This window comes from Cellvibrio sp. 25HG11W-0, assembly GCF_057815475.1.
Genome location: NZ_CM174230.1, coordinates 866,445 through 891,438 on the forward strand (window position 1 = coordinate 866,445; position 24,994 = coordinate 891,438).

At 45.7% G+C, this 24,994-nt stretch carries 21 protein-coding genes; 10 read left to right on the forward strand and 11 right to left on the reverse strand.

What is annotated here, in order from left to right:
* Positions 1-7 precede the first annotated feature (7 nt).
* The 3 genes from AC0KUT_RS03790 to AC0KUT_RS03800 all read right to left on the reverse strand — a co-directional run bounded on the left by AC0KUT_RS03790 (position 8) and on the right by AC0KUT_RS03800 (position 6,027).
* Positions 8-1,459 (reverse strand): efflux transporter outer membrane subunit, encoded by a 1,452-nt coding sequence (locus tag AC0KUT_RS03790; protein ID WP_488833620.1) that lies wholly within the window; start codon positions 1,457-1,459, stop codon positions 8-10.
* Entirely contained in the window at positions 1,456-4,689 is a 3,234-nt protein-coding gene (locus tag AC0KUT_RS03795; RefSeq protein WP_488833622.1) for an efflux RND transporter permease subunit, read from the reverse strand. Before AC0KUT_RS03795 ends, AC0KUT_RS03790 begins: the two co-directional genes overlap by 4 nt.
* 156 nt (positions 4,690-4,845) lie before the next feature.
* Positions 4,846-6,027, reverse strand: a complete 1,182-nt coding sequence (locus AC0KUT_RS03800) for an efflux RND transporter periplasmic adaptor subunit (protein WP_488833624.1) — start codon at positions 6,025-6,027, stop codon at positions 4,846-4,848.
* 366 nt (positions 6,028-6,393) lie between these two features.
* Between AC0KUT_RS03800 and AC0KUT_RS03805 the strand changes: the two genes are divergently transcribed.
* Positions 6,394-7,026: a TetR/AcrR family transcriptional regulator gene (locus AC0KUT_RS03805; RefSeq protein ID WP_488833625.1), complete on the forward strand. Its 633-nt coding sequence runs from the start codon at positions 6,394-6,396 to the stop codon at positions 7,024-7,026.
* 59 nt (positions 7,027-7,085) lie between these two features.
* Here the strand turns inward: AC0KUT_RS03805 and AC0KUT_RS03810 are convergent, their stop codons facing one another.
* Positions 7,086-7,883, reverse strand: a complete 798-nt coding sequence (locus AC0KUT_RS03810) for a COG4705 family protein (RefSeq protein ID WP_488833627.1) — start codon at positions 7,881-7,883, stop codon at positions 7,086-7,088.
* Positions 7,884-8,063: 180 nt separating this feature from the next.
* Positions 8,064-8,561, reverse strand: a complete 498-nt coding sequence (locus AC0KUT_RS03815) for an FKBP-type peptidyl-prolyl cis-trans isomerase (RefSeq protein WP_488833630.1) — start codon at positions 8,559-8,561, stop codon at positions 8,064-8,066.
* Positions 8,562-8,743: 182 nt separating this feature from the next.
* Between AC0KUT_RS03815 and AC0KUT_RS03820 the strand changes: the two genes are divergently transcribed.
* From AC0KUT_RS03820 to fabB, 4 genes are all read left to right on the forward strand, one after another.
* Positions 8,744-9,526, forward strand: coding sequence for a 4'-phosphopantetheinyl transferase family protein (locus AC0KUT_RS03820; protein WP_488833632.1), 783 nt, complete (start codon positions 8,744-8,746; stop codon positions 9,524-9,526).
* 104 nt (positions 9,527-9,630) lie between these two features.
* Complete coding sequence (locus AC0KUT_RS03825) at positions 9,631-10,593, forward strand: polyprenyl synthetase family protein (RefSeq protein WP_488833634.1); 963 nt, start codon at positions 9,631-9,633, stop codon at positions 10,591-10,593.
* A gap of 157 nt (positions 10,594-10,750) precedes the next feature.
* Positions 10,751-11,278: a 3-hydroxyacyl-[acyl-carrier-protein] dehydratase FabA gene (gene fabA, locus AC0KUT_RS03830; RefSeq protein ID WP_488833636.1), complete on the forward strand. Its 528-nt coding sequence runs from the start codon at positions 10,751-10,753 to the stop codon at positions 11,276-11,278.
* A 122-nt stretch (positions 11,279-11,400) separates the two neighbouring features.
* A complete protein-coding gene (gene fabB / locus AC0KUT_RS03835; protein WP_488833638.1) occupies positions 11,401-12,615 on the forward strand; it encodes a beta-ketoacyl-ACP synthase I in 1,215 nt (404 codons plus the stop codon).
* An 88-nt stretch (positions 12,616-12,703) separates the two neighbouring features.
* Here the strand turns inward: fabB and AC0KUT_RS03840 are convergent, their stop codons facing one another.
* The 6 genes from AC0KUT_RS03840 to AC0KUT_RS03865 are packed head-to-tail and all read right to left on the reverse strand — an operon-like array spanning position 12,704 to position 18,709.
* Positions 12,704-13,918 carry a cation:proton antiporter gene (locus AC0KUT_RS03840; protein WP_488833640.1) on the reverse strand — a complete coding sequence of 405 codons (1,215 nt, stop codon included), beginning with the start codon at positions 13,916-13,918 and terminating at the stop codon, positions 12,704-12,706.
* A 48-nt stretch (positions 13,919-13,966) separates the two neighbouring features.
* A complete protein-coding gene (trpA, locus tag AC0KUT_RS03845) occupies positions 13,967-14,779 on the reverse strand; it encodes a tryptophan synthase subunit alpha (protein ID WP_488833643.1) in 813 nt (270 codons plus the stop codon).
* Between the two features lie 20 nt (positions 14,780-14,799).
* On the reverse strand, positions 14,800-16,014 hold the full coding sequence (gene trpB, locus AC0KUT_RS03850; protein WP_488833645.1) for a tryptophan synthase subunit beta: 1,215 nt from the start codon (positions 16,012-16,014) through the stop codon (positions 14,800-14,802).
* Between the two features lie 38 nt (positions 16,015-16,052).
* Positions 16,053-17,174: a pyridoxal phosphate-dependent aminotransferase gene (locus tag AC0KUT_RS03855; RefSeq protein ID WP_488833647.1), complete on the reverse strand. Its 1,122-nt coding sequence runs from the start codon at positions 17,172-17,174 to the stop codon at positions 16,053-16,055.
* 22 nt (positions 17,175-17,196) lie between these two features.
* The gene (locus AC0KUT_RS03860; protein ID WP_488833650.1) at positions 17,197-18,111 is read right to left on the reverse strand and encodes a nuclear transport factor 2 family protein; all 915 of its coding nucleotides are present in this window, start codon (positions 18,109-18,111) and stop codon (positions 17,197-17,199) included.
* Positions 18,112-18,130: 19 nt separating this feature from the next.
* Positions 18,131-18,709, reverse strand: coding sequence for a class I SAM-dependent methyltransferase (locus AC0KUT_RS03865; protein WP_488833652.1), 579 nt, complete (start codon positions 18,707-18,709; stop codon positions 18,131-18,133).
* A gap of 607 nt (positions 18,710-19,316) precedes the next feature.
* Between AC0KUT_RS03865 and AC0KUT_RS03870 the strand changes: the two genes are divergently transcribed.
* From AC0KUT_RS03870 to AC0KUT_RS03890, 5 genes are read left to right on the forward strand one after another with little or no spacing between them, the layout of a single operon-like run.
* Positions 19,317-19,571 carry a sulfurtransferase TusA family protein gene (locus tag AC0KUT_RS03870; protein ID WP_488833654.1) on the forward strand — a complete coding sequence of 85 codons (255 nt, stop codon included), beginning with the start codon at positions 19,317-19,319 and terminating at the stop codon, positions 19,569-19,571.
* Between the two features lie 2 nt (positions 19,572-19,573).
* A complete protein-coding gene (locus AC0KUT_RS03875; protein WP_488835832.1) occupies positions 19,574-21,043 on the forward strand; it encodes an aminotransferase class V-fold PLP-dependent enzyme in 1,470 nt (489 codons plus the stop codon).
* Positions 21,044-21,067: 24 nt separating this feature from the next.
* Complete coding sequence (locus AC0KUT_RS03880) at positions 21,068-21,994, forward strand: NAD-dependent epimerase/dehydratase family protein (protein WP_488833655.1); 927 nt, start codon at positions 21,068-21,070, stop codon at positions 21,992-21,994.
* A 31-nt stretch (positions 21,995-22,025) separates the two neighbouring features.
* Positions 22,026-23,324: a phenylacetate--CoA ligase family protein gene (locus tag AC0KUT_RS03885; RefSeq protein ID WP_488833658.1), complete on the forward strand. Its 1,299-nt coding sequence runs from the start codon at positions 22,026-22,028 to the stop codon at positions 23,322-23,324.
* A gap of 31 nt (positions 23,325-23,355) precedes the next feature.
* Positions 23,356-24,948, forward strand: coding sequence for an NAD(P)-binding domain-containing protein (locus tag AC0KUT_RS03890; protein WP_488833660.1), 1,593 nt, complete (start codon positions 23,356-23,358; stop codon positions 24,946-24,948).
* Positions 24,949-24,994 lie beyond the last annotated feature (46 nt).

Genomic DNA, 24,994 nt, shown 5'->3' on the forward strand with positions numbered 1-24,994 from the left:
GCGGGTGCTAGTTGCGCGCTGAAACCTGCTCTTGTGCTGCTAGCTCCCATCCGCCGCCTAAGGCTTTATAAATAGCGACTAAATTTAACAGCACCTGCATATCGCTTTGGGCGAGCTGAGCGCTGATGTCTAATTGCGCGCGCTCGGCATCTAATACGCTGAGGAAATCGCTGCTGCCGAGCTCAAACTTTTTGCGCGCTATTTCCGCCGCCTGATGACTGGCTTTTGCCGCCAATTGTAAACCAGCGCGGCGCTGCTCTTCGCGGGTGAAATTTTGCAGGCTATTATCTGCTTCTTCTAAGGCAATGAGCACCTGTTGTTCAAACTCTGCAATGCGCACCTGAGTACGTGCGTCAGCGGCGGCGATTTGCGCGTTAACACGGCCTAGATTAAACGCCGCCCAATGAATTTTTGGAGCGAATAAAAAAGTATCGGTATTGGCATCGCCCAAACGAGTCCAGTCGCTGGAGAGATAACCGAGGCCGCCGCTAAAGCTGATGCTGGGGTACAAATCTGCCACGCGAATATTGTAATCGGCGGTAGCCGCTATGAGAGCTTGTTCTGCGCGGCGAATATCGGGCCGCCGCTGCAACATATCACGCGGCGCACCTACCGCGAAAGAAGCGGGTAGGTTGGGCAGCGGCTGCGCTTGTGCCAATGAGGTTTTTAATGCTGGTGTTGCGCTTCCGGTTAACACGCTGAGACGATTGAGTGCGGTATTTACTTGAGCTGAAATACTCGGCACGGTTGCGCGCGTTAACTCCAGCTGCGCCTGTGCGCGCGCTACATCTAATTGATCGCCGCGACCCACATCGGCAAAGCGCTGCGCCAATTGTAAACTTTCTAATTGGTTGTGAGCATTTTGCTCGGCCACGGCTAAGAGATATTGATAACCGCGCAAGCTGATATAGGCTGCGGCTACTTCAGCGCCCACACTCAGTTGTGCCGCTTGTAGGTCGGCATGGCGTGCGGCTTCTTGTGCGCGGCTTAGGCGCACGCCATTGCGCACCCGACCAAATACATCTAGTTCCCAGCTTGCATCAAACCCCGTTTGGTAACTTTCACTGATGCGCGCATTTGTTGTGCCGCTAATATCGCCACTCTGCCGTTGGCGTGTTGCACTGAGGTTGGCGTCTACGGTGGGGTAAAAATCCAATTTGCTGGTGCGTACATAAGCGCGCGACTCGGCTAGTGACGCTTGCGCAATATGAATGGTGCGATTGTGCATGAGCGATTGTTTCACCAAACCATTAAGTTGAGCATCATTAAATTGTGCCCACCATTCAATGACTGGCTGCTGCTGTTGTGCAGAATTTGGCAGCACAAATTCGGTAGGTGTTTCTGGTAGCTGCGCACCGGCGCGCAGCGCTGCAGCACTTTTAAAATTACTGCAACCTGTGATCAGCAGTGGCATCAGCGCAAGGCTGAATACGCCGACAAATTTCATGGTGTTTTTCACAGTGATAGCTCCTTATGGCTCTCGCTCTTTGCGGTCTCGTTAGGCACTGGCATATCTACTCCGCCTTCTACAAAAGCATTTTTACCTTCAACTTTATAAACGCGCTTACCTTCCAGCTTACGCAGTAACACATAAAACATCGGGGTGAAAAACAAGCCAAAGAAGGTGACGCCGAGCATGCCCGAGAAGACCGCGATGCCCATAACGCTGCGCATCTCTGCGCCCGCACCAGTAGCGAACACCATGGGCAGTACACCCATAATAAACGCGAAGGATGTCATCAAAATTGGACGTAAACGCATACGGCTGGCGGTGATAGCCGCTTCATAGGTGGCCATGCCGCGCTGTTCTAATTCGCGCGCAAACTCCACAATTAAAATTGCATTTTTACTGGCGAGCCCAGCGAGTACAAACAAACTCACCTGGGTAAAAATATTATTGTCGCCCTTGCTGATCCAAACTCCAAACAGTGCGGCCAAAATGGACAGCGGCACTATGGTTACCACTACCAGCGGTAGCGCGAGGCTTTCGTACTGCGCCGCGAGCACTAAAAATACCAACAGTAAACACAGCGGCAAGATATACATGGCGGTATTGCCTGCAAGAACTTCTTGGTAGGTTAAATCCGTCCACTCAAATACGATGCCGCTTGGCAGTGTTTCTTCCAGAATTTCGGTGATGGCATCCTGCGCTTGACCGCTGGAATAACCGGGTGCGGCATTGCCGTTTAAATCCGCCGCCAAATAGCCGTTGTAATGGGCTGCGCTTTCAGGGCCGTAGCTTTCTTCAATGCTCAATACTGCGCCGAGCGGCACCATATCGCCTTGGGTGTTGCGCACTTTTAAATTCAGCGCATCGGCAGGTGTGTTGCGATATTCGGCATCTGCTTGCGCAATGACTTGGTAGGTGCGGCCAAATTGATTGAAATCATTGACGTAAAGCGAACCCAAATAAATTTGCATGGTATCGAATACGTCTTTGATATTCAGCCCAAGTTGTTTGGCTTTGGTTCGATCTAAATCGGCATAGAGCTGCGGCACATTAATTTTATAGTTGGAAAAAACACTGGCGAGTTCAGGTCGCTGCATCGCTTTTTGTTGCACTTGTTGCACAACCTCTGCCAGCTTTTCATAACCCAAGCCTGCGCGATCTTCTATTTGTAACTTAAATCCACCGGTGGTGCCCAAACCGCGTACGGGCGGCGGTGGGAATATTGCGATAAATGCCTCTTCAATGCCGCCGAATTTCATTTGTAATTTATGCGCAATTGCACCGGCTGAGAGATCTTTACTGGTGCGTTCTTCAAAGGATTTAAGCGGAAAGAAAACAATGCCCGCACTGGAGCTATTGGTAAAGCCATTGATGCTCAAACCGGGAAACTGTACGGCATTTTCAACGCCTGCCTCAGCCAAACCTATAGCGCCCATTTCGCGAATGACATCTTCAGTGCGCTTAAGGGTTGCGCCATCGGGTAGCTGTGCAAAGGCGATGAGATATTGTTTGTCCTGCGCGGGCACAAAACCTTTGGGGATAATATTAAACTCCACCGCCGCAATACCCAGTAGTAAGGCGTAAACCACAAGGCCTGCTGTTTTACGGCCCAGCAACTTGCCGACTTTGGTGGAATAGTTGCCTGAGGCGCGTTTAAAACTGCGATTAAACCACGCAAAAAAGCGGCCAAAGAGTTTATCCATAATGCGCGTCAAACGGTCTTTAGGTGCGTCGTGGCTTTTTAGTAGGAGTGCGGCCAGTGCGGGGCTGAGTGTTAAAGAGTTTATTGCCGAGATGACTGTTGAAATTGCAATTGTGAGTGCAAACTGTTTGTAAAATTGCCCCGTTAAACCACTGACAAAGGCAATGGGTACAAAGACGGCAATCAGCGTGAGTGAAATGGCAATGATCGGCCCGCTTACTTCGCGCATGGCTTTGTAAGTGGCTTCTAAAGGGGTGAGTCCATCTTCAATATTGCGCTCAACATTTTCGACCACGACGATTGCGTCATCCACCACTATGCCGATAGCCAATACCAAGCCAAATAGCGAGAGGGTATTTATCGAGAAGCCAAAGGCCCACATCAGGGAAAAGGTGCCCACAATCGAAACGGGTACTGCGAGCAGTGGAATGATCGAGGCGCGCCAGGTTTGCAAAAACAAAATCACTACTAGCACGACCAATGCCAGTGCTTCCAGTAGCGTTTTGATAACGGCTTTAATGGAGCTTTTTACAAAAATGGTCGGGTCGTAAACAACATGATAATCAACGCCGGCGGGGAAGCGGTCTTTCAGCTCCGCCATGGTGGCGCGCACATTGTCCGAAATTTGAATAGCATTGGCACCGGGTGCTTGAAAGATGGGAATCGCCACCGCGGGTTGACCGTCGAGCATCGAATTCAAGCTAAATTCTGATGCCCCAAGCTCTATACGTGCGACATCTTTTAGGCGAGTTATTTCACCGTTGCGACCGGCGCGAATGATAATTTCGCCAAATTCTTCGGGGTTGTCTAAGCGACCTTTCGCGTTAATCGGCAGTTGTACATCAACCAAATTTGTGACCGGTGCGCCGCCGATCATACCTGCGGCAACCTGCACATTTTGTTCGCGAATTGCGCTGACTACATCATTTGCGGTGAGATTTTTTTCGGCAATTTTTTCAGGGTTCATCCAAATGCGCATGGCATAGTCGCCCGAGCCGAACAGCCGCACCATGCCCACACCGGGTACCTTTGCTAATTCATCTTTGATATTCATGAGTGCGTAGTTGCGCAGATAAAGTTCGTCGTAGGTTTTGTCGGGCGAAATTAAATGCACCACCATGGTTAAATCGGGCGAACTTTTTACCACGGTCACGCCGCGTTGACGCGTAACTTCTGGCAGGCGCGGTAAGGCTTGGGAAATGCGATTCTGTACCATCTGTTGCGCGAGATCGGCATTGGTGCCAATTTTAAAGGTCACCGTTAGAGTAAGGCGGCCGTCTGTCGTCGCTTGTGAAAACATGTAGAGCATGTTTTCAGTGCCGGCGAGTTGTTCTTCCAAGGGCGTTGCAACGGTTTCTGCAATTACCTTGGGGTTAGCGCCGGGGTAGGATGCATTGACTACCACGGAGGGCGGCGACACCTCGGGATATTCTGAAATGGGTAATTGAAACATGGCGATAAATCCTGCAATGAAAATTAGCAGAGAAATAACGCCGGCGAAGATAGGGCGATCCACAAAAAATTTGGATATGTTCATGATGAGCCTGCTTAAAAAATGGCGCTGTTAATAAATAATAAAAAAGCAAAGATGAGCGTGGAGCCAGTCAGTGCCACGCGGCACTGACTGAGTCGTAACAATGTGTTTAGGGATGTAGCTTGTGCTAGATGCTTTTGGTGATAAATGCTGCTGGGTTTAAAGATTGGCGGCAATGGTTTTACCGTTGGTGTCGAGCTGCGCAACACTGGGGTTGACCACGGAATTGGGCCGCACATGCGATAAACCATTCACCACGACTTTATCGCCCGCTTGAATACCGCTCAGGACCAAACGCTGACCTTGATAGTGATCGCCTAAGGTGATTTCGCGATAGTTGGCAGTATTTTTGTCATCCACCACAAGGACATATTTTTTACTTTGATTGGTGCCTATAGCGCGCTCAGGTACTAATAGCGCTTCTACTTTTTCGGCAGACCCCATGCGCACAGTGGCAAACATTCCAGCGGTTAGGGCTCCGTCGCGGTTGTCGAACAGCGCGCGCGCACGAATGGTGCCGCTGTTGGTATCGAGGCGATTATCAAAAGCGGTAATGTGTCCTTCGTAAGTCACACTGGCTTCACTTGCTAGGCTGAGTTCCACGGGCATGGCTTGAGTGTTCGGGGTGTTGCGCACAACGTCGATATAGGTCGCTTCATCAACATTAAATTCTGCATAGAGTTTGTCGGTGGCGACAATTTCAGTCAGCAGTGGTGCATTGGCTCCCGCTTCCACTACGTTGCCTGTCGTCAGCTCAGCGCGACTCACGCGACCGCTGATGGGCGCACTGATATGGGCATACTCTAAATCTAACTGCGCTTGGCTCAATGCGGCTTGGGCTTGCTTAATCTCCGCTGCGGCCACTTGCTGGGCACTTAATGCTGAGTCAAAGATACTTTGGGAAATGAGCTTAGCGCTGATCAATTGACGCGAACGATTTAGCTCATCATCCGCTAGCTTGGCGCGCGATTGCGCTGTCGCCAACTGTGCTTGCGCGCGCGCCACCGACGCTTGATGCGCGCGTGGGTCGATCAGAAATAATGCCTGTCCTTTTTTAACCTGCTGGCCTTCGGTAAACAATACTTGCTGAATCGCGCCGCTCGCCAAGGGTTTAATAGCCGCGCTCTCCACGGGGGTGAGGCGCCCAGAAAAGCTCACCCAGGTACGTATGGTTTGCGGGGTAACCACCATCACATCTACTGCGGGCGCAGGTGGTACGGCGGCCGGCGCAGCGGCATCTGCAGGGCGCGTGTAATAAAAACTCGCCAAACCAATGAGTATGGCGACAGTGCTGTAGTGCAGGGCGCGTGAATTGAAGCGGGATAAACGAAGCGAGGTCATGTAAATCTCCTGCTGCCTTGAGATAAGGCAATAATTAAAGTGTTCCCTTGCGTGGTCAGGGCAATGGCAAAGAACGGAATAGGGTTGAATTGAACGCTATGAACTTAGTGCTCAGCTGTGGGTCGAACTATACATACCGGTCGGTATGCCGGTCAATGGATTTTTTGTGGCGTTTTTATGACGGCGAATTAAACAGGCTGTGTATCGGCTTGGACGCTAATGAAATCAACGGCTTCCGTATTATTGTGCGGTGCCGCTGAAGGGCGAATAATCATGGTTTTAAACATAGGTCGCGTTCTCGCCGATTGATAAACATACCAAGCGGTATCATAATGCCCACACAAACTTTGAGAGATTGCCCCAAACATGTCACCGACAGATACCCGCACATTGCTTTTGCAGACCGCCCTTGAGCTGATTTGGAACAGTAATTACAACTCCATCGGTGTTAACGAGATCTGCAAGCAGGCGGGGGTGACTAAGGGCAGTTTTTATCACCATTTTGAATCCAAGGCTGAGCTGTTTTGTGAGGCGACCGATTACCACTGGGAAAATATTCGCCAAGAAGTTGATGCCTTGTTATCGCCCATGAACACACCGCTGGAGCAGTTAGAAAATTGGATTCAATTTATCTACTCCAACAAAATTGGCACTGATAAAGATCGAATTCCCGGGTGTGCTTTTTTTAATGCGGGAATGCAATCAGGCTGCGGCGATGTGCGTATCACGGAAACCTTGCAGCTCATGACGGAGCGCGGTGCCAAGTACAATTTAGCCTTGGTGCGCAATTTGGAAGGTGGCGGTTATTTGCATCCGGTAAAAGATGCTGAGCAGCTAGCGCGTTTAATGCAGCAGTATGTGCAGGGAGCGATTAGTCACGCTCGCGTCACGCGCGATATTGAAAAGGTGCGCGGCGATTTGCCTGAGGCAATTTATCGTTTGATTGGTTTGAAGCTTGAACATTGGTATAGCCTTGATCCGACGTCCCGCAAGGTCTAATCTTGGCTTATTCAAAAAATCCCGCAGCTGTATTCCTGCGGGATTTTTTGTTATGTGGTTTAGGGTTTTAGCGGCGTCGTGACGAGATGTTTATCTTTCATGGTTAGGTATGTAACGAGCACAATAATAATCATTAAAAATATTAAGCTGGTATTCGTGGTGCCGAAACCCATGCCGCCCTTCTTGACTGAGTGGGATAGATAATCCCCTAGCGAAGCGCCCAGCGGCCGTGTAAGTATGTAGGCAGCCCAAAAACACAGAACGGCATTCGCTTTAAAACCAACGCGCGCTATAGCGGTGAGAAAAATTAACAAGCCAAATAGGTAAGCCGCAATCTTGTAGCCCCAATCCATGTCTTCAGCGACCCAGTCACCCACCGCTGTGCCCAGTGCGAAGGTGGTAAGAATAGCGAGCCAATAAAATATTTCGCGGCGACGGGTGTTAATCGTGGCGATAGAAAGGGTGTGCTCTTGTTGATGCCAAATATAAAACGTTGCCATCAGCAGCAGGCTAAATGCCAGCGACGAGAGCCAGAGCGGTACATGCAGGTGGTCGGTTAGGTTGTCAGTAATGAGCGTTCCAAAAATACTTACCAAGACGACGGTCAGCCAGTAGAGCCAGTGGTGATAGCGCTTGCTGTGTAATTGTGCGATGAGTGCCACGACTAAGAGCGTGCCCATAAACGTCGAAGTGAGCCACAGCCCCCAATGCAATTTAAAAATTAAATAATCTGCGCCGGTTTCACCCATGGTGGTGGAGAGTATTTTGATGATCCAAAAGACAGCGCTAACTTCTGCGACTTTGTTGATCAAGCTGGGCGAGCAGTTCGCTCCCGTAACGGTGGAATCTTTTAGCATGATGGATTGCTCATTGAGTGTAAGTTGGCACCATGATGCAGCTCTAGGCTTAGAGCGGGCTTAATCCATTATTAGGGAAGTCTTAAGGCTGGCTATTCAGAAGGGCTTAATCACTGCTCACAAAAAACGCCGCAGGCATTAAGCGCAGCGGCGTTTTTATTTTGGCTCGGTGTACAGCGCTTAGTCGTGGTGATGGCCGCCAGCGCCGTGGGCGTGGCCGTGGGCTAGCTCTTCTGCTGTGGCATCGCGCACGTCGATTACGTCTAATTCGAAATCAAGGCTTTTGCCAGCAAGAGGGTGATTGCTGTCGATGTCGACATTAAATTTACCCACTTTCAGTACGATTGCATTCCAAGGGCCGTTAGATGTGTTCACGGAAACTTGCATGCCTGGCTTAAGTTTGTTTTTGATTTTGCTGTAGTCCACCAAATGCTTCAGCGGGATACGCTGTACTGCGCCTTCTTTGCGTAAACCGTAGCCTTGTTCTGGCGTTAGGCTGATAGTGGTTTTGTCGCCGACTTGCTTGCCGTTTAGTGCATCTTCTAAAGCAGCAAGCAAGTTGTTGTGGCCGTGCAAATAGAGCGTGGGTTCTGTGTCGTGAGAGTCTTCGAGTAACTCACCGCCGGTTTCGCTTAGGCGGTAGTGAAAACTGACAACGGTATCTTGAGAAACGTGCATAGTGGCTCCGCTGGATATTTGAATTCAAACTTGAGTTCGATCTCGAATGTTAAGTTGAATGGGATGTTGAAAAAATTTAAGGGCGCGGATTGTCGCTGATTTAACCCATAGAGGCAAAGCCGAAATAGGAACTGTGCCGAATAATCGCTAGACTAGACGCACGTTCTCGATAGATTGCCGCTATGTTTAACCTTGATCCCCCCGAATTTATGCCTTTAGTGCCCCTCACTGCGGGTGCTGTGCAACTGTGGTTGTTGGATATGGCGGCCATTGATGATGCGCAACTTGATGCTCAGCGTGCGTTGCTAACTGCAGATGAGATGGCGCGGGCACGGCGGTTTGTGCGCGGCGACCGCGAACATGTCGCTACGCGTATTTTGCTGCGGCGCGCGCTGAGTTATTACACGGGTATTGATCCCGCCGCTTTGTGTTTTGTGATCAGCGCAGCGGGTAAACCATCCTTGGCGCTGGGCGATTATAGGGGGCAGCCGCTGGCATTTAACCTAAGCCATAGTGGCAAACTTGCGATCTTGGCGATTGGTCTGCAGCCGCTGCTGGGGGTTGATATAGAGGGGGGAGAACGGCCGCGTGAGTTGTTGGATCTGGCTGAACGTTATTATCATCCCGCGGAGTTTGCCTATCTCCGTCGATTGAATGAGGCGCAAATGGCCTGCGAATTTTTTCGCCTCTGGACCCTCAAGGAGGCGTTTTTCAAGGCTCTTGGCGGTGGGATTGTTATGGGGTTAGAGCGAGCATGCTTTACGCTGAAGCCAGAGTCTACCGATGTTGCGGTAAGCTTTGCGCCCGAGCTTAACCAGACTTCTGCTGCTTGGCAATTTGTGCAAACCCGCGTTGCGGGCAGCTACGAGTGTGCCTTGGCTGTCAGTGTTAATAATGAGCAGGCTGGTCACGCTCAGCCGCTCACGCTGCATTGGTTAAACGCCAACGAGTTGCTTTTCAGTTAAGGTGACGGCAAGGTTCAGGGTCGTTTTTCCTTGACTCTCAGGCCCTCACTGCTAGGATTGCGCCCACTTTCTTTTAACTGCTATCTCACTAATAAGAACCGACCATGCTGCCATTTCATCACGCCGTTAAAGACGACTTCGCTGCCGTCAATCAATTGATCATCGATAAGCTTCACTCGGATGTGGATCTGGTAGAAAACATCGGCCACTACTTGGTTGAGGCGGGCGGCAAACGCTTGCGCCCGCTGTTGGTATTGCTCACGGCTAATGCCTTGGGTTACAGCGGCAAGCAACATCAAGAGCTGGCGACTATCATCGAATTCATTCATACCGCCACACTGCTGCACGATGATGTGGTGGATGTGTCGAGCCTGAGGCGCGGCCGCCCGACGGCCAACGCCCAGTGGGGCAACGCCCCCAGTGTTTTGGTGGGCGACTTCCTTTACTCGCGCGCTTTTCAAATGATGGTCAGCATTGGCAGCATGGATGTTATGGCGATTATGAGTACTACCACCAATGTGATCGCCGAAGGCGAAGTGCAGCAGCTGGTGAATGCCAAGAATCCAGAAATATCGGAAGCTAACTACTTTCAGGTTATCGACAAAAAAACGGCCATTCTCTTTGCTGCCGCCTGTGAAGTGGCCGCCGTGGCTTGCGGTGCAAACCCTGCGCAGCGCGAGGCGCTACGCCGCTACGGTCAACATGTGGGCGTTGCCTTTCAGCTGGTGGATGATGCGTTGGATTACACTGGTGATGCCGCTACTCTCGGTAAAAATGTGGGTGACGACTTGGCCGAAGGCAAGCCCACGCTACCCTTAATCCACGCTATGCGCACCGGCACTCCCGAGCAAGCAGAGTTGATCGCCACAGCCATACGCAATGGCGATGCAAGCCAGTTGCCGGCTATATTGGCGATAGTGCAAGCCACGGGCGGCATGACTTACACCCTCGATTGCGCTAAGCAGCAGGTCGCCGATGCTATTGTGCAGCTGGCCTGCCTGCCGGATAACCGCTACACCGCTGCGATGAAAGAATTGGCCGAGTTTTCCTTGGCGCGCAGTTTTTGATTTTCACGAGCGTATAGCTTCTAAAGGTTACATCTGCGGCGCACAGCTCTGACCAATTGCCCCTCAGGCTGGACAACTCAGCCACAGCGGTTAGAATGGCGCCCTTTGCGCGGCGGATTGTCCGTCGCACTCGCATCTTAACTATTGAGTGAATTCCATGACTTTCACCTTTGAACCCCAAAGTTCCTACAGCCGCGAAGAACTCATTGAGTGCGGTAATGGCCGTTTGTTTGGCCCAGGTAATGCACAATTGCCTGTGCCCAATATGCTTATGCTTGACCGCGTAGTACACATCAGCCAAACCGGCGGTGAATTCGGTAAGGGTGAAATTGTGGCGGAGTTGGATATTAATCCTGACCTTTGGTTCTTCGCCTGCCATTTTCCGGGTGACCCTGTGATGCCAGGCTGCTTGGGCCTTGATGCTATGTGGCAGTTGGTGGGTTTCTTTCTCGGTTGGAAGGGCAACGCTGGTCGCGGTCGCGCGCTTGGATGTGGCGAAGTGAAGTTTACGGGTCAAATTCTGCCTACCGCTAAAAAGATCACTTATCACATCAATCTTAAGCGTGTCATAGAGCGCAAGCTGATTATGGGCATCGCCGATGGTCGCGTTTCTTGCGATGGCAAAGACATCTATTTCGCCTCTGATTTACGTGTTGGTCTGTTCCAAAATACCGATAGTTTCTAATCCTATAGGGCTGCAGCCATAGGTTGTATGGCATAATGCAGCCCTATTATCACGTCACGCCAAACCTTCTGCTCCAAGATTGCTGTTCAGGCGCTGCAAAAAAATATTAAGAGAGGTAGCCTATGAAGCGCGTTGTTGTTACCGGTATGGGAATTGTGTCCTGCTTGGGCAATGATCAAGAGACAGTATTGGATGCCTTGCGCACCGGTCGCTCAGGTATCAAATTCCAAGAAACCTACAAAGAAATGGGGTTTCGCAGCCATGTTGCAGGTTCGATTGATATTAATTTGACTGAATTGATTGACCGTAAAGTATTGCGCTTTATGGGTGATGCTGCGGCCTATGCTTATATTTCCATGCAGCAATCTATTGCCGATGCGGGCCTCACTGAAGAGCAGGTCTCTAATGAGCGCACAGGTATTGTAATGGGCTCTGGTGGTGCGTCCTCCAAGAACCTTATAGAAGCGGCCGATATACTGCGCGAAAAAGGCTTAAAGCGTGTTGGGCCTTATCGCGTTACCCAAACCATGGGCAGTACCACCTCAGCTTGTTTGGCAACTCCCTTTAAGATTAAAGGCGTTAATTACTCCATATCCTCTGCGTGTGCTACCAGTGCCCACTGTATCGGCGTTGCTGTAGAACAAATTCAACTCGGTAAGCAGGACATCGTTTTTGCGGGCGGCGGTGAAGAAGAGCATTGGACCCTAACCTGCTTGTTTGATGCCATGGGTGCGCTCTCCACTAAATACAATGAAACTCCCGACCAAGCTTCACGTGCCTATGACGCTAACCGCGATGGTTTTGTGATTGCAGGCGGCGGCGGTTGCTTGGTGATTGAAGAATACGAGCACGCCAAAGCGCGCGGCGCGAAAATATACGGCGAAATCGTCGGCTATGGGGCCAACTCTGACGGCTACGACATGGTTGCCCCTTCAGGTGAAGGCGCGATCCGCTGTATGAAGCAAGCGTTGGCCACGGTTGAGGGTGAGATTGATTACATCAACTCTCACGGCACCTCAACACCCGTGGGTGATTTGGCAGAACTCAAGGCGATCAAGGCTACCTTTGGTGACAAGATTCCTGCGATCAGCTCGACTAAGTCTCTTACAGGCCACAGTCTTGGTGCTACCGGTGTGCAGGAGGCTATATACAGCCTGTTGATGATGAATAATGACTTCATCTGTGCGTCTGCCAATATCGAAACCCTTGATGATGAAGCGCAGGGCATGCCTATTGTGCTCAAGCGTCAAGATAACGTGAAGCTTAAGCGTGTCATGTCTAACAGCTTTGGCTTCGGCGGCACTAACGCAACGCTGGTGTTCCAAAGCCTCAAGTAAGTGTTCACTTTGTGTGAGTAATAAAAAACCGCGCGATTTCATCAAGAAACGCGCGGTTTTTTATTGAGCGAAATACAGTCTCTAGCGGTTAAGATAACTCTAGCGCTTCACGACATTCGTTGCTTTTCGTCTTCTTTAGTTTAGGGGCCACGATGGGCGTGGTGAGCATTGTGCTCGCAACGGCCATTAGCAACAGCGCGGTAAAGGTTTCACTCGTTATGATTTGCTTATCTAGCAGGATGTTGGCAAAAATAATCATGATCAATGCCTTGGTTTGCAAAAGCCAACCGATAATGTCGGCTTCTCCTTCGCGCCATCGTAAAATTTTTCCCGCTATTTTGACGCCGGCTAATTTTCCTGCGATTGACGCAATTAAGAGTACAAAAGCAGCAAAAAACACAGCATAACCACCTACTTGCCAGTTGGTTCGTAAGCCAGTGCTTAAAAAGAACACGGGCATAACGATCAACAGAACAAAATGGCGTAACTTGTCCATGTCTTCTTGGTTGAACCAATCGGAGTCTATGACTGCTCCGGCGAGAAATGCGCCCACCATGAAATGCAAACCACACCAGTCTGCACAATAACCGCAAGCGGCCAACCAAATAAATAAAACATACCAGCGGTCGGACTCAGACAATTTAACCATGAGTTTGCGCATTGCATAGGCCATAACCATAAACCCACCTAGGAATAAAGCCTGACGACCAAAGCGCTCCCAATCTAAAAGAATAACGGCTAAAACAGCCCAGATGGCGATGTCATCCAAACTGGCATAGCGGAGGATTCGTTGACCAATAGGTTTGCGTAAAATATCGAGCTTATCCATTAACAAAATAAGTATGGGTAGTGCTGTTACGGCACAAGACATGCCTATGCCAAAAATAAACTGCCACTCAGCTGCTTTGGGCCCCATCCATCCTTTGCTAATTGTTAATAGAATGAGGGCAGCAACGCAGCCAAAAACAAACGGTGTACCTAGGGCGAAGCCGGCAGTAATGCCGCTTTCGTATTTGTGCTGCCATGTTTTTTTAAGGTCCAGCTCTATCCCAGCAATCATCACAAAGATCATGACTGCCCACCAAGCTATGCCGTTGAGTGATTGCACAACTGGTTGGTTGAAGACAAATGTATAGTAGTCTGGATATATAGAGCCCAGTATTCCTGGGCCGAGAATAATACCGGTAATGATCTGTACAACCACGAGGGGAGCATAGTAATCAGTATTTCCCAATCGCCAAATAAGAAATGGAACTGTGAAAATAATGAGCATGGCGATTAAAAAAATTTCGGTAGTGTTCACGATTAATATCCTTTTGAAAACCGAGGGTTGAAAATTAAAGTAAGAAATCTAAATATTCGAGTCGATGCCGCTGCGAATATCAAAAATGATGTGTCCAATATTTTTAGCTATATCTATTGGTGATTCGTTTTCCATTTCTCCCATTGCATTCACCAGTAGGCTGCCAATTACTATTCCGTCAGCAAATTGGGTCAATGCTTTGGCTGTGGCCGCTTCTTTTATTCCAAAACCAACAAATATTGGAGTGTCTGTTAGTGATTTTAGCGCTGTATATTTTGATTTAACTTCATCAACATCTATGTGGCCTGCTCCTGTTACGCCTTTGAGGGAAACATAGTAAAGAAAGCCGCTCGCTTCGGCGACAATAGTTTTGGCGCGATCAAGTGTGGTGGTAGGGGCGAGCAAGAAAATATTTTTGATATCGACTTTATCTAATTCCAACTTAAGTGCGCCTAGTTCTTCAGGTGGTAAATCGACGGTAATTATGCCATCTACTCCAGCGCTTGCTGCAGCTTCGGAAAAGTTGGCATAGCCAAGGCATTCTATTGGGTTGGCGTACCCCATTAAAATAATAGGTGTAGTGGTATTTTCAGTTCTAAATTGACTGACAGTCGCAAGCGTATCTTTCAAGCTTGTGTTGTGTGTTAACGCACGTTCGTGCCCTAATTGAATGACGGGGCCTTCAGCCATAGGGTCTGAAAATGGAACGCCTAGTTCGATGATATCAACCCCATTTGCAACCATTTCGTGCATGGTGATTAAGGTGGTATGCGGATTTGGGTCGCCATTAACGATATAGGCTGCCAGCAGTTTATGGTTGTTTTCCTTTGCGTTGTCTAAGCATGTTGATAGGCGATTCATGAGAAGTCCCAATAAAATAATTAAATGGATATGTTGTCGATGGCGGCCACGGTGAGAATATCTTTATCTCCTCGACCGGAAAGATTAACGATGATCATCTCTTCTTTAGCCATCGTCGGTGCAAGTTTTTCAGCAAATGCTATGGCGTGACTTGACTCCAGGGCAGGCATGATTCCCTCAGTCAGTGTAAGTTTTCTAAAAGCACTTAATGCTTCATCATCATTTATGGCGACGTATTTTACTCTGCCAATATCTTTAAGCCAGGCGTGTTCAGGCCCGACACCGGGGTAGTCCAGTCCTGCAGAGACTGAGTGCGTTTCGATTATTTGGCCATTTTCATCTTGCATCAAATAAGTTCGGTTGCCATGTAGAACGCCTGGTTTACCAACACTTAAGGGTGCTGCATGTTGACCGCTCTCTAGGCCAAGGCCGCCAGCTTCGACGCCATACATGGCAACACTTTCATCGGCTAGGAAAGGGTGAAATAGACCTATCGCATTGGAGCCTCCGCCAACACATGCTACAAGTGCGGTAGGTAATTTTCCTGTTTGTGCTAGAGCTTGTCGTTTTGCTTCGCGGCCTATAACCGACTGGAAGTCTCGTACTAGTTGAGGGTAGGGGTGTGGGCCAGCGGCTGTACCAATAATATAAAAAGTATTATCTACATTGGTCGCCCAGTCGCGCATAGCTTCGTTCATCGCATCTTTAAGTGTGCGTGAGCCTGAGGTTACGGGGAATACTTCTGCTCCAAGTAACTTCATGCGGTAAACATTGAGTGCTTGGCGTTTTATATCCTCTGCACCCATATAGACGCGACACTGCAGTCCTAGTCTGGCAGCTACAGTAGCTGTTGCTACGCCATGTTGTCCCGCACCTGTTTCGGCAATTATTCTTGATTTTCCCGTAAATTTTGCGAGCAATGCTTGGCCAATGGTGTTGTTTATTTTGTGCGCACCGGTGTGATTTAAATCTTCGCGTTTTAGATAGATTTGGGCTCCGCCTAGTTCACGACTCCAGCGCTCAGCAAAATATAACGGAGAAGGGCGCCCTACATAATGTGCAAGGTCCTTATCAAATGAGGCAATAAAATCTTGATCGTCTTTAAGTTTCAAATAAATACTATTAAGTTCAGCTAGGGCATACATGAGCGTTTCTGAAACAAATTGCCCTCCATAGCTGCCGAAGTGTCCATCGCTAGATGGGAATTGGCTAAAATCAATATTTTTTATAGGCATGATAAAACTCGGAAAGTTATAAATTTAATGGGTGGCTGCTATTCAGCGACTGCTTCAACTAGTGCGTTATCAGTTGCTAGCGCTGAATAAATCATTGAAAATTCACTGCAGAATGCCTCGTTCTCTTGTTGGCTACCCATTGTGATTCTTAAACAAGTAGATAGGCCAAATGGAGCCAGGTAAGATGTTTTTATATTTCTTGTTAAAAGTTCTGCGTGAATAGCTTTCGCTGTGTTGCTGCTTTCAAGATCAATCATAATGAAATTGGCAAACGACTCTTTGAATCTAATGTGTAGTTTTGTGAATAGCGCATAGTAAATAGGCAGGTGTGAAATTGTCTCATTTACTATGTTGTCAATTAAAAATGCATTGCTTTTAGCTAGTATGCCAATGTGTTGCGTCAGGCCGCTCGGTTCAAAAGTAAGTTTTACCCGCATTAAAGCATCAATTAACTCTTGTGATGCAAATCCATATCCTAGGCGAATACTTGCCAGCCCGAATGCTTTAGAGAACGTTCGTAAGGTGATAAGATTTTTATAGGCGAGATAATTGAAGTCTTTATATTCTTTGCACAATGCGGTCGCATACTCATAGTAAGCTTCATCCAGTATCACTATGATGTGCTCAGGTACTCTCTTTAAAAAAGCTTCAAGCTTATGTGGGTTAATAAATGAACCGGTAGGGTTGTTGGGGTTGGAGATATAAATAACTTTAGTGTTAGTTGAAATAGCCTGAAGAATAAGTTCAAGATCGAATTCATAATCGTAAGTAAGGGGTACTTTTGAGCATCTAATGTTAAATGACTTTGCCAGTATATAGATCCCAACAAAGGTTCCATTTGAGGTTAAAAGTTCGTCTTCTTTTTCGCAAAACGCTTTAAAAATATAACTCAAAATACCTTCAGATCCATTGCCGACAATGACATTGTTGATGTCACCTGTCACATCAATAGATAGGAGTTGTCTAAGCTCCGTGCAGTTTGAGTCAGGATATCGGTTAGCTGTTGCGCAGAGATCGAGGTGCACTTCTATCAATGAAGAAAAAGTAGTGCGATAAGACTCATTACTGTCGAGTGCGATGCATTCTCTCGCATCTTTTTTCGTAAGTTTTGCAGAATAAAACCTAGGAAGGTTTGAAATATGTTCAGGTATTCTAATCATGATGCATCCCTACTAGTGCTGGTTAAATGGTAACTAATTGAAGTTTAGGTAAGTCCTTGATATTAAAGTCAATGAGTACTTGCTTAATTTTTCCGTTGACTCGTGTCATTTTATTGGTTCCCCTAAGGTTTTCGAGTCGCTCGCCATTTTTTGTAAGACCTGCGGCAACCCACTCAATATGAATATCCTCTCCTTCTTCGCGTATTGTTACAGGCTCAATTTTTATGGTGTCGAATTGATCGCCTAACTTTTGGAAGAACTTTTCTAAAGGAATAATTCCTTTGATCGTTGCGGTTGCAAACGGGTCTTTGAAGACGATGTCATCGTGAAAAAGTTTTAACATGTCAGTCATTTTTTCAGCGTTTAACAGGCCGAAGTAATTATTGGCGTACTGCTCTCCAGGCATCTTGGTGAGTTTTGATTTGATGTTTATTTTTATAATAATGTTAATTAGGTTGGCGAATAAAATTATCCCAAGCCATGTTCCTGTCACTGAATACAAAGTGATACCTGAGGGTTTTGCTGTCATCAAATAGGCTACAAGCGCGATAAGAAAAATATTGGTATAGCCAATTGCCGGAACCTTTCGCATAAGTGTTCTATGGCCTTTTCTTCCATAGAATAAATAGAAAAAAATGATCCATGAATTTATGAAAATTAAAAGTGCAATGTATTCTGAGAACATTAGCCATCCATCATTTCTCCACGGTAAAAGATTAAATCCGTAGGTTGATGAGAGCATTAGCCCAGTAATAATGGTTGCAAAGAGACCGCCCATAATAAACACACATTTAATAATAAAGACCGTATCAATAATGCCTAGAACAGTATGAAGATGATCTGCCCTATTCATTCTGTTTCCCCAGAATGGTAGCGTGCAGGCCGCTCCAATCCATACTGCAAATGATAAGATATGAAAAAATAAAATATTAGTCACTGCACTTCTCCAATGAAGGTTAAATTTTAAGGCTCACGCTTTGGGTCATTTCACTTAAATATGAAGTAAAAATCAACTTTCCCCGAAACTCTTCAGGGAAGTATTTTTTAACTTCACTGCTTGACTTTTTCGATGAGTTTTTTGCCCATGTGTGAAGTAGCTCGGCGGAATATTTTGACGGTTTGTTCTTCTCTATGTAGCTTTTTACATTAGCTTCATTCATTTTTTCTGTTGGGTAGAAGAAGCTAATAATGCCATTTTTTTCTAGATGGTTGATGCAGTTTATGATGAGTTCTTCTTTGTTTTTTACGACATTGATTAACGAGGCACCTACAATTAAATCATATTTTTTATTATTGAATGATACGGGATCAAGTGCGTCGCCTAAAATTGTTTTTATTGTGTTTTTTTCATTTATTTTTTTGAAAAAATTTAGCATGCTGCGCGAGCTATCTACACCAGTCACATCGCTAAATTTTGTGGCTAAGTGAGGTAATAGTGCACCAGGTCCACAGCCTAATTCTATTGCACTATTGTTGTTGCAGTTTAATGAATCAATCCACTGGTGGAGTGAATCTTTGTACCAAAACTGATTCATTAACATATTGAATAATTTTGGTCGATTGAAAATCATTAGTGTGTATATTGCAGTCTTATACATGACTATATCTTCCTTGGGCTAACCCCAGTCAAATTATTTCGAGGCGACACTATACCTTAAAAATTAACTTGATAGCGTCTGTGTCCGTTAAAGTTTATGGTCTACCCTGGTAAAAATTATTTTCCTCTATTTTTAGTGTTTTTTTATTAGTTACTAAATGGTTATCTATGTCTGTTACCAAAAAGTAACCATCAGCAATTACGGTACTATGGAGCCATAATTCTATTGGTCGTTTAAAAATTACACCTTGGCATGTTTTGTAAAAAGGTAATATTCACATTTTTTTTGTAAAAAAAGTTCTTGACCGATATTTTTTTAAAGTCAAAAATGTAATTAGATTTTCAATGATATTTTGATTATCAAAGGTTTTACCTAAAAAGGGATTTTGCGTTGTTTGGATTTAAAGGATCTAGATGCTATGCATTTTCCTCCTCGTCAATCATCGCAATAAATACATATCCCCGCTTTCGTGAGCCCCTACATATCAGGTTGTTTTATAAGAATATGTTTCCAAGATGTTGGTGACTAACTCTGGGTACTAAAAATGAAAGTTGTTGAATGTTTGACCGTAGAGGATGCACCTTGCGAACTTGATTTGCGTGGTTTTAGGTGCCCAGTACCTGTTTTGAAGTTTAAAAAACATGTAAAAACAATAGTTGGTGTGTGGTCTGTTCGTGTTTTGTCCACGGATCCCGATTCGGTAAAGGACTTTAATGAATACGTAAGAATCAAGGGCTACACGATAAATGTACAAGAAAATGAAGAATACTTTATTTTCGACATTAGTGGTGGTGAGTGAAAATGGAATTGATCTGTGAGAGAGAAAGCATAACTAAGCAGCCATCGTTGGTTTCCATGGAGCCTGATAAATTTATTGGTAGTAATACTCGTTACAGAACCGTAAGCGGTGAGTTTTCTCGGAGAATTCATATGGATTCTGCAGCTTCTTGTCTGATGTATGCACCAGCGCTAAAGGCTGCAGAGGAATATTTGCAGCACTATTCGAATACTCATAGTGAAACGCACTTCTCGGCGGCTATATCGACGCAAATCTATGCATGGTCGCACAAGAAAGCATTAGAGTTTGTCTCCGCCTCCGCTGATGAATACACGTCAATTTTTTTAGGCAGCGGATCCACTGCCGCAATTAATCGCACCGCCAGCATTTTTACCTCTATTCGCCCTGACAAAAAAATGGTTCTTATTTCGTTGATGGAGCACCATTCAAACGATTTGCCGCATCGTATAAGTCACGCTGACTATATACATTTTCCCTGCGAGTTGAGGGATGGTGAGCTCGGGCAGGTTTGTTTGACGCGCTTAAGATCTCTTCTCGAAGAGCATGCGGGGAATGTGAATTATATAGCGGTTACTGGTGCGAGTAATGTTACAGGAATTGTGAACCCTATTTACGATATAGCTGAGCTGGCACATGAATTTGGTGCGCTTATACTGGTTGATGCGTCCCAACTAATCGCGCACCGACAAGTCGTTATGTCAGATGACGGTTCTGATCTTCGCAGTATTGATGCTCTTTGTTTTTCCGGGCACAAATTGTATTCCCCTGGCTCCCCTGGTGTTCTCATTATTAAAAAATCATTGGCTATGCTCGCCAGCCCAACTGAGGTAGGCGGCGGAATGGTTGATGCTGTATTTGTAAATGATTTTGTAATTAATAGGGAATTCCCTGATAGAGAGGAGGCGGGAACGCCGAATATTTTTGGTGCTGCATTACTGGGTGGAACGCTTCATAACCTTATGAATTTTGGGTTTGAAAATATTCAGCGTCACGAGCAAGAATTAGTAGATTTCTTGCTTACTTCAATGAGGGGTATTGACGAAGTTAAAATCTACGGCATGACCAATATAGATAGAACGGCGACTATCTCATTCAATATTGACAATCTTGACCACGAATTGACCGCTTTAATTTTAAATGATTATTTTAACATTGCGGTTAGAAATCAATGTTTTTGTGCTCATCCCTATGTGCGAGAAATGATTTTAAAAGATCTGTGGGATTTAGATCCTGACTTGTCACTTGAAGAGATAGAGGCAAAAAAAGGAATGGTGCGAGTAAGTTTGGCTCTTTATAACACTTTGCAGGATGCGCGCTTTTTGATCTATGCGATATCTCAAATCATCAACAATAAAGAGGAATATTGTGCCCACTATAAATTGAATAGTGAAGGGCGGTATACGCATAAAACATTTATTTCATCGCAACAATTCAATATCGAAAAAATACTACGCGAAGAATCAAACGCGTAACTCATTCTCATCGGGAGTAGCACAATGAAAATATTTGTGGTTGGCGCAAGTGGGTATATTGGCAATGCCGTAGCGCGAGCTTTCGCGAAAGAGGGGCACGAGGTAATAGGACTGTGCAATAGTCTTGAGAGTGAAAAAAAGCTGATTGAGCAAGGCATAAACGCTGTGGTTGGAGATATGGGTAACCCCAATACTTGGATGAGCAAGGCCGCCACTGCCGATGTCATCGTTCATGCTGCCCATCTACGAGCAGGAATGCGCCTATCTTCTGCTTGGCTTAAGCGGTCTACCGAGCTGCGCGATACCTGTTTGAATGCCATTGTAAAAATGATGAAAGTGAATCCTTCAGTAAAGACTTTGATATATACCTCAGGGATGATTGCTCATGGTAATCATGGCGATAAAGTTATTGATGAGATGACGATACCTAATTATTCGGCGTTGGGAAATTATCATCTCGGTGGCGAGAAGATAATCAGTGGTGCTGTAGATCAAGGTGTTTCTGCATTAAGCATACGTCCAGGGATGGTGTACGGCAATGGTGGAACATTCAAAAAGTTCTTCCTTGATGTTGCAGCCAAAGGTAAGTACCAGTTCCCTGGGAATGGTGAAAATTTCATTCCTTTTATTCACATTGATGATTTAGCTAAAGCCTATGTTGCTGTGGCAACGAGCACGCATACTGGCTTAAACGTTATTAATGTTGTTGATGATAACCCCATCAAAATGAAAGATATGGCTCAGTCTCTTTTGGGGGCGATGGGTGGCGGTAAGCATTCCTCTGTTCCTGCTTGGCTAGTAAGTTTATTTGCAGGAAAGGCTCTATCGGAAATGTTAGTGGGGTCCTATCGTGTAAAAAATCATCGCGTTAAAAAGGCTTTTGATTGGGAGCCTATCCACCCATCTTTCGATGTGGGCATTAAGCAGGTTGTTGCCGAGTATCGGCGATAAATATTTTGTTACCTTTTTAAGGAGAGAAGTTATGTCAACCACCCGTAAAAACTCAAGTCTTGAGCCTTGCGATCATTTAGCGTTAATGAAATCCATATTTCCTCTTGCTGACCACTCTCTATATGGTACAGCGGAGCGGTTTGAGGATTTACCCTATTTAATGCCGGCAACGCTTGCTGATTACACAAATGATAATGATCTGTCTGAGGGGAATACTAGTTTGGAGATTTGTCCAACTTGTTTTTTCAATACCTCTGGAACTACCAATCGTTCTAAAAAAATCCCTTTTTCTGATGCGGATTTGGAGCGGCAGAGAGTTCATGAGGCTATTGCATTGCGAAAGCTAGGGATGAAGGCCGGGCAAGGTGTTATGTCTCTAGGTGCACCGCTGCCGAGTATTTCAGGGTGGGCAATTGTTAATGGTAGCGATGCACTTGGTGCTATGGCTATTAACAGTTCGCAAGTTGACTACGACTCTATTTTTGATATGAAGAAAGAGGGAGACGTAAACATTGTTATAGGTACTCCTTTAGTTGTAAAAGAGATTGGGCTTGCGATTGAGCAAGAGTTTGGCGAACTGATTAACGTATTTCCGAATATGGATACAGCCATCATTTTTGGTGATGTTCTGCCTGATAGCATGCGCAAATTTATTAAAAGTTTGTGGGGCATAGATAAGGTTTTTAGCTTGTACGGTACGGTAGAGGCTGATGTAGTCGCCACAGAGTGCACCGACCAACCGGGCAGGATGGAGTTGATGAGCGAGCGCCTCTACTTCGAGTTTATACCGGAGTCTGAATTTATAAAGGAGATGCAGGATGCACAATATTCTCCGAAAGCTATCAGTATAGATGAGGTTGCTGATGGTGAAATTGGCGAGATTATCATCTCTGACTTATCGCGTGAATCATTGCCTTTGTTGCGCTACAGAATTGGTGATGTTATTCAAGTTCATAAAAATGAAAACGGTACCGGAATCACTATTAGTGTGTTGGGAAGATCAAAAAATTGCGTTGCTCTCGGTGGTACATATTTTTATGAGATGCAATTGGATAGTGCTATCCAAAAGACATTTGGCGAGAATGTAGTTGAGTGGAAGTTGATTGAAGGCGAATCAGTATCCCATCGCTATCAGTTGGCATTTAACTTTTCTCCTGGCTATTTACTGAAAGTAGGGGATTCTAATTTTCTATATGAAAATTTAGCCGAAGCAAGGTTGGAGGCCAATATCAATAAAATAAAAGCTGATGTTGAATTGTTGCAGGTTTCTGCTTTTGGCACGGTCATAAATACTGGCGACGCTAAAGCAAAACGTATTGTTTTAGCTTAGATTAATTATCTCTTATTAAGGAAAATTCATCATGAAAGAATATGAAAATTTATTGGATGTGTTGATTGTTGGAGCAGGCCCTGCGGGCGTACAGCTAGGCTACTATTTGCAGAAAACATCTGCAAAATATCTAATATTAGAGGCCGGTAGCTCTGCCGGTGAAACCTTTAAGTCCTTCCCTGTGCATAGAACCTTGATTTCTATTAATAAACGATTTACTGGAAGCGACTGTCCTGAATTCAATATGCGTCATGATTGGAACTCGCTCCTGACGGATGATAATTTAATTAAATTTACATCCTACGATCAGAAGTTCTTCCCTCATGCTGATAGTTTTGTTAAGTATATTTCAGACTATGCAAAGCAGTATAAGTTGAATATTAATTACAATACTAAAGTGGCTTCTGTTACCCGACATGAAGATGGCGTCTATGCGGTTAAAAGCACTGATGGCATTGTTTATTACGCGACTAACTTGGTTGTGGCGACGGGCTTTAAAAAGCCTATGATCCCAAATATTCCGGGTATTGAGCATAGTGTTAATTATGTTGATATTAAGCTTGATACTAAACAGTACGAAAATAAGCGTGTACTAGTGCTCGGTAAGGGGAATTCAGGATTCGAAACGGCTGATCATTTAATTGCATCTGCTGCACTGATTCATGTTGCCAGCCCTAACCCTATAAAAATGGCTTGGAAGACGCATTATGTAGGTAATTTGCGTGCGGTAAATAATAATTTACTCGATACATATCAATTGAAGTCGCAAAATGCTGTTCTTGATGCAGACATTCTCAATATTAGCAAGCTCGATAATGGCCAATTAGATGTTACGGTAAAATACGGGCACGCAGAAGGTGAGGTTGAAGTTTTGCGCTACGACTTTGTTCTTGTGTGTACTGGATTTAAGTTTGACCAAAGTATTTTTGATGAGAGTATTTTGCCTGAGCTTTGCTATAACGATAAGTTTCCGGCGATAAAATCAAATTTTGAGTCAGTAAACAATTCTAATATGTATTTTGCGGGAACTATTACACACTCTTTGGATTACAGAAAGTCCACCTCAGGCTTTATTCATGGCTTCCGTTATAACTGTCGTTTTTTGTTTAATGTTTTGAATGAAAGAATATTAGGCGTTAGTTATCCAAGCCAAGTTTTAGAAAATAATCCTGATATCTTAGCGCAGAAGATGCTTGATCGCATAAATCATGCTGCGGGTATTTGGCAGCAAGCTGAATTTATGACCGATGTGTTTTTGGTGGGGGAAATGGGCGTTGCGCATTTTCAAGAGATGCCTAAACCCTATGTTATGGAGAACTTTCCTGTAGGCGATTATTTTACGCTTAATCTGGAGTTTGGTGATCCTATCGAAGGTGACCCCTTTAATGTGGAGCGAATCCATAGAACGAATACCGAACAAGCACAACGCAGTCAGTTTTTACATCCAGTAGTGCGTCATTATGCAGGTGGCGAACTTATTAGTCGTCATGATGTGATTGAGGATCTTGAGGCTAACTGGGTTGAACCTGAGCATATAAATCCATTAATTAATTATCTAAAAGATTCTCGCAAAAAATCTTCCATGAAAATGGTGAGTCAGTTAGAAACTGCAGAGGCTATGTAAGACATGCCGGGGATATTATGAAAACACTTCTAATATCCCTTATTTA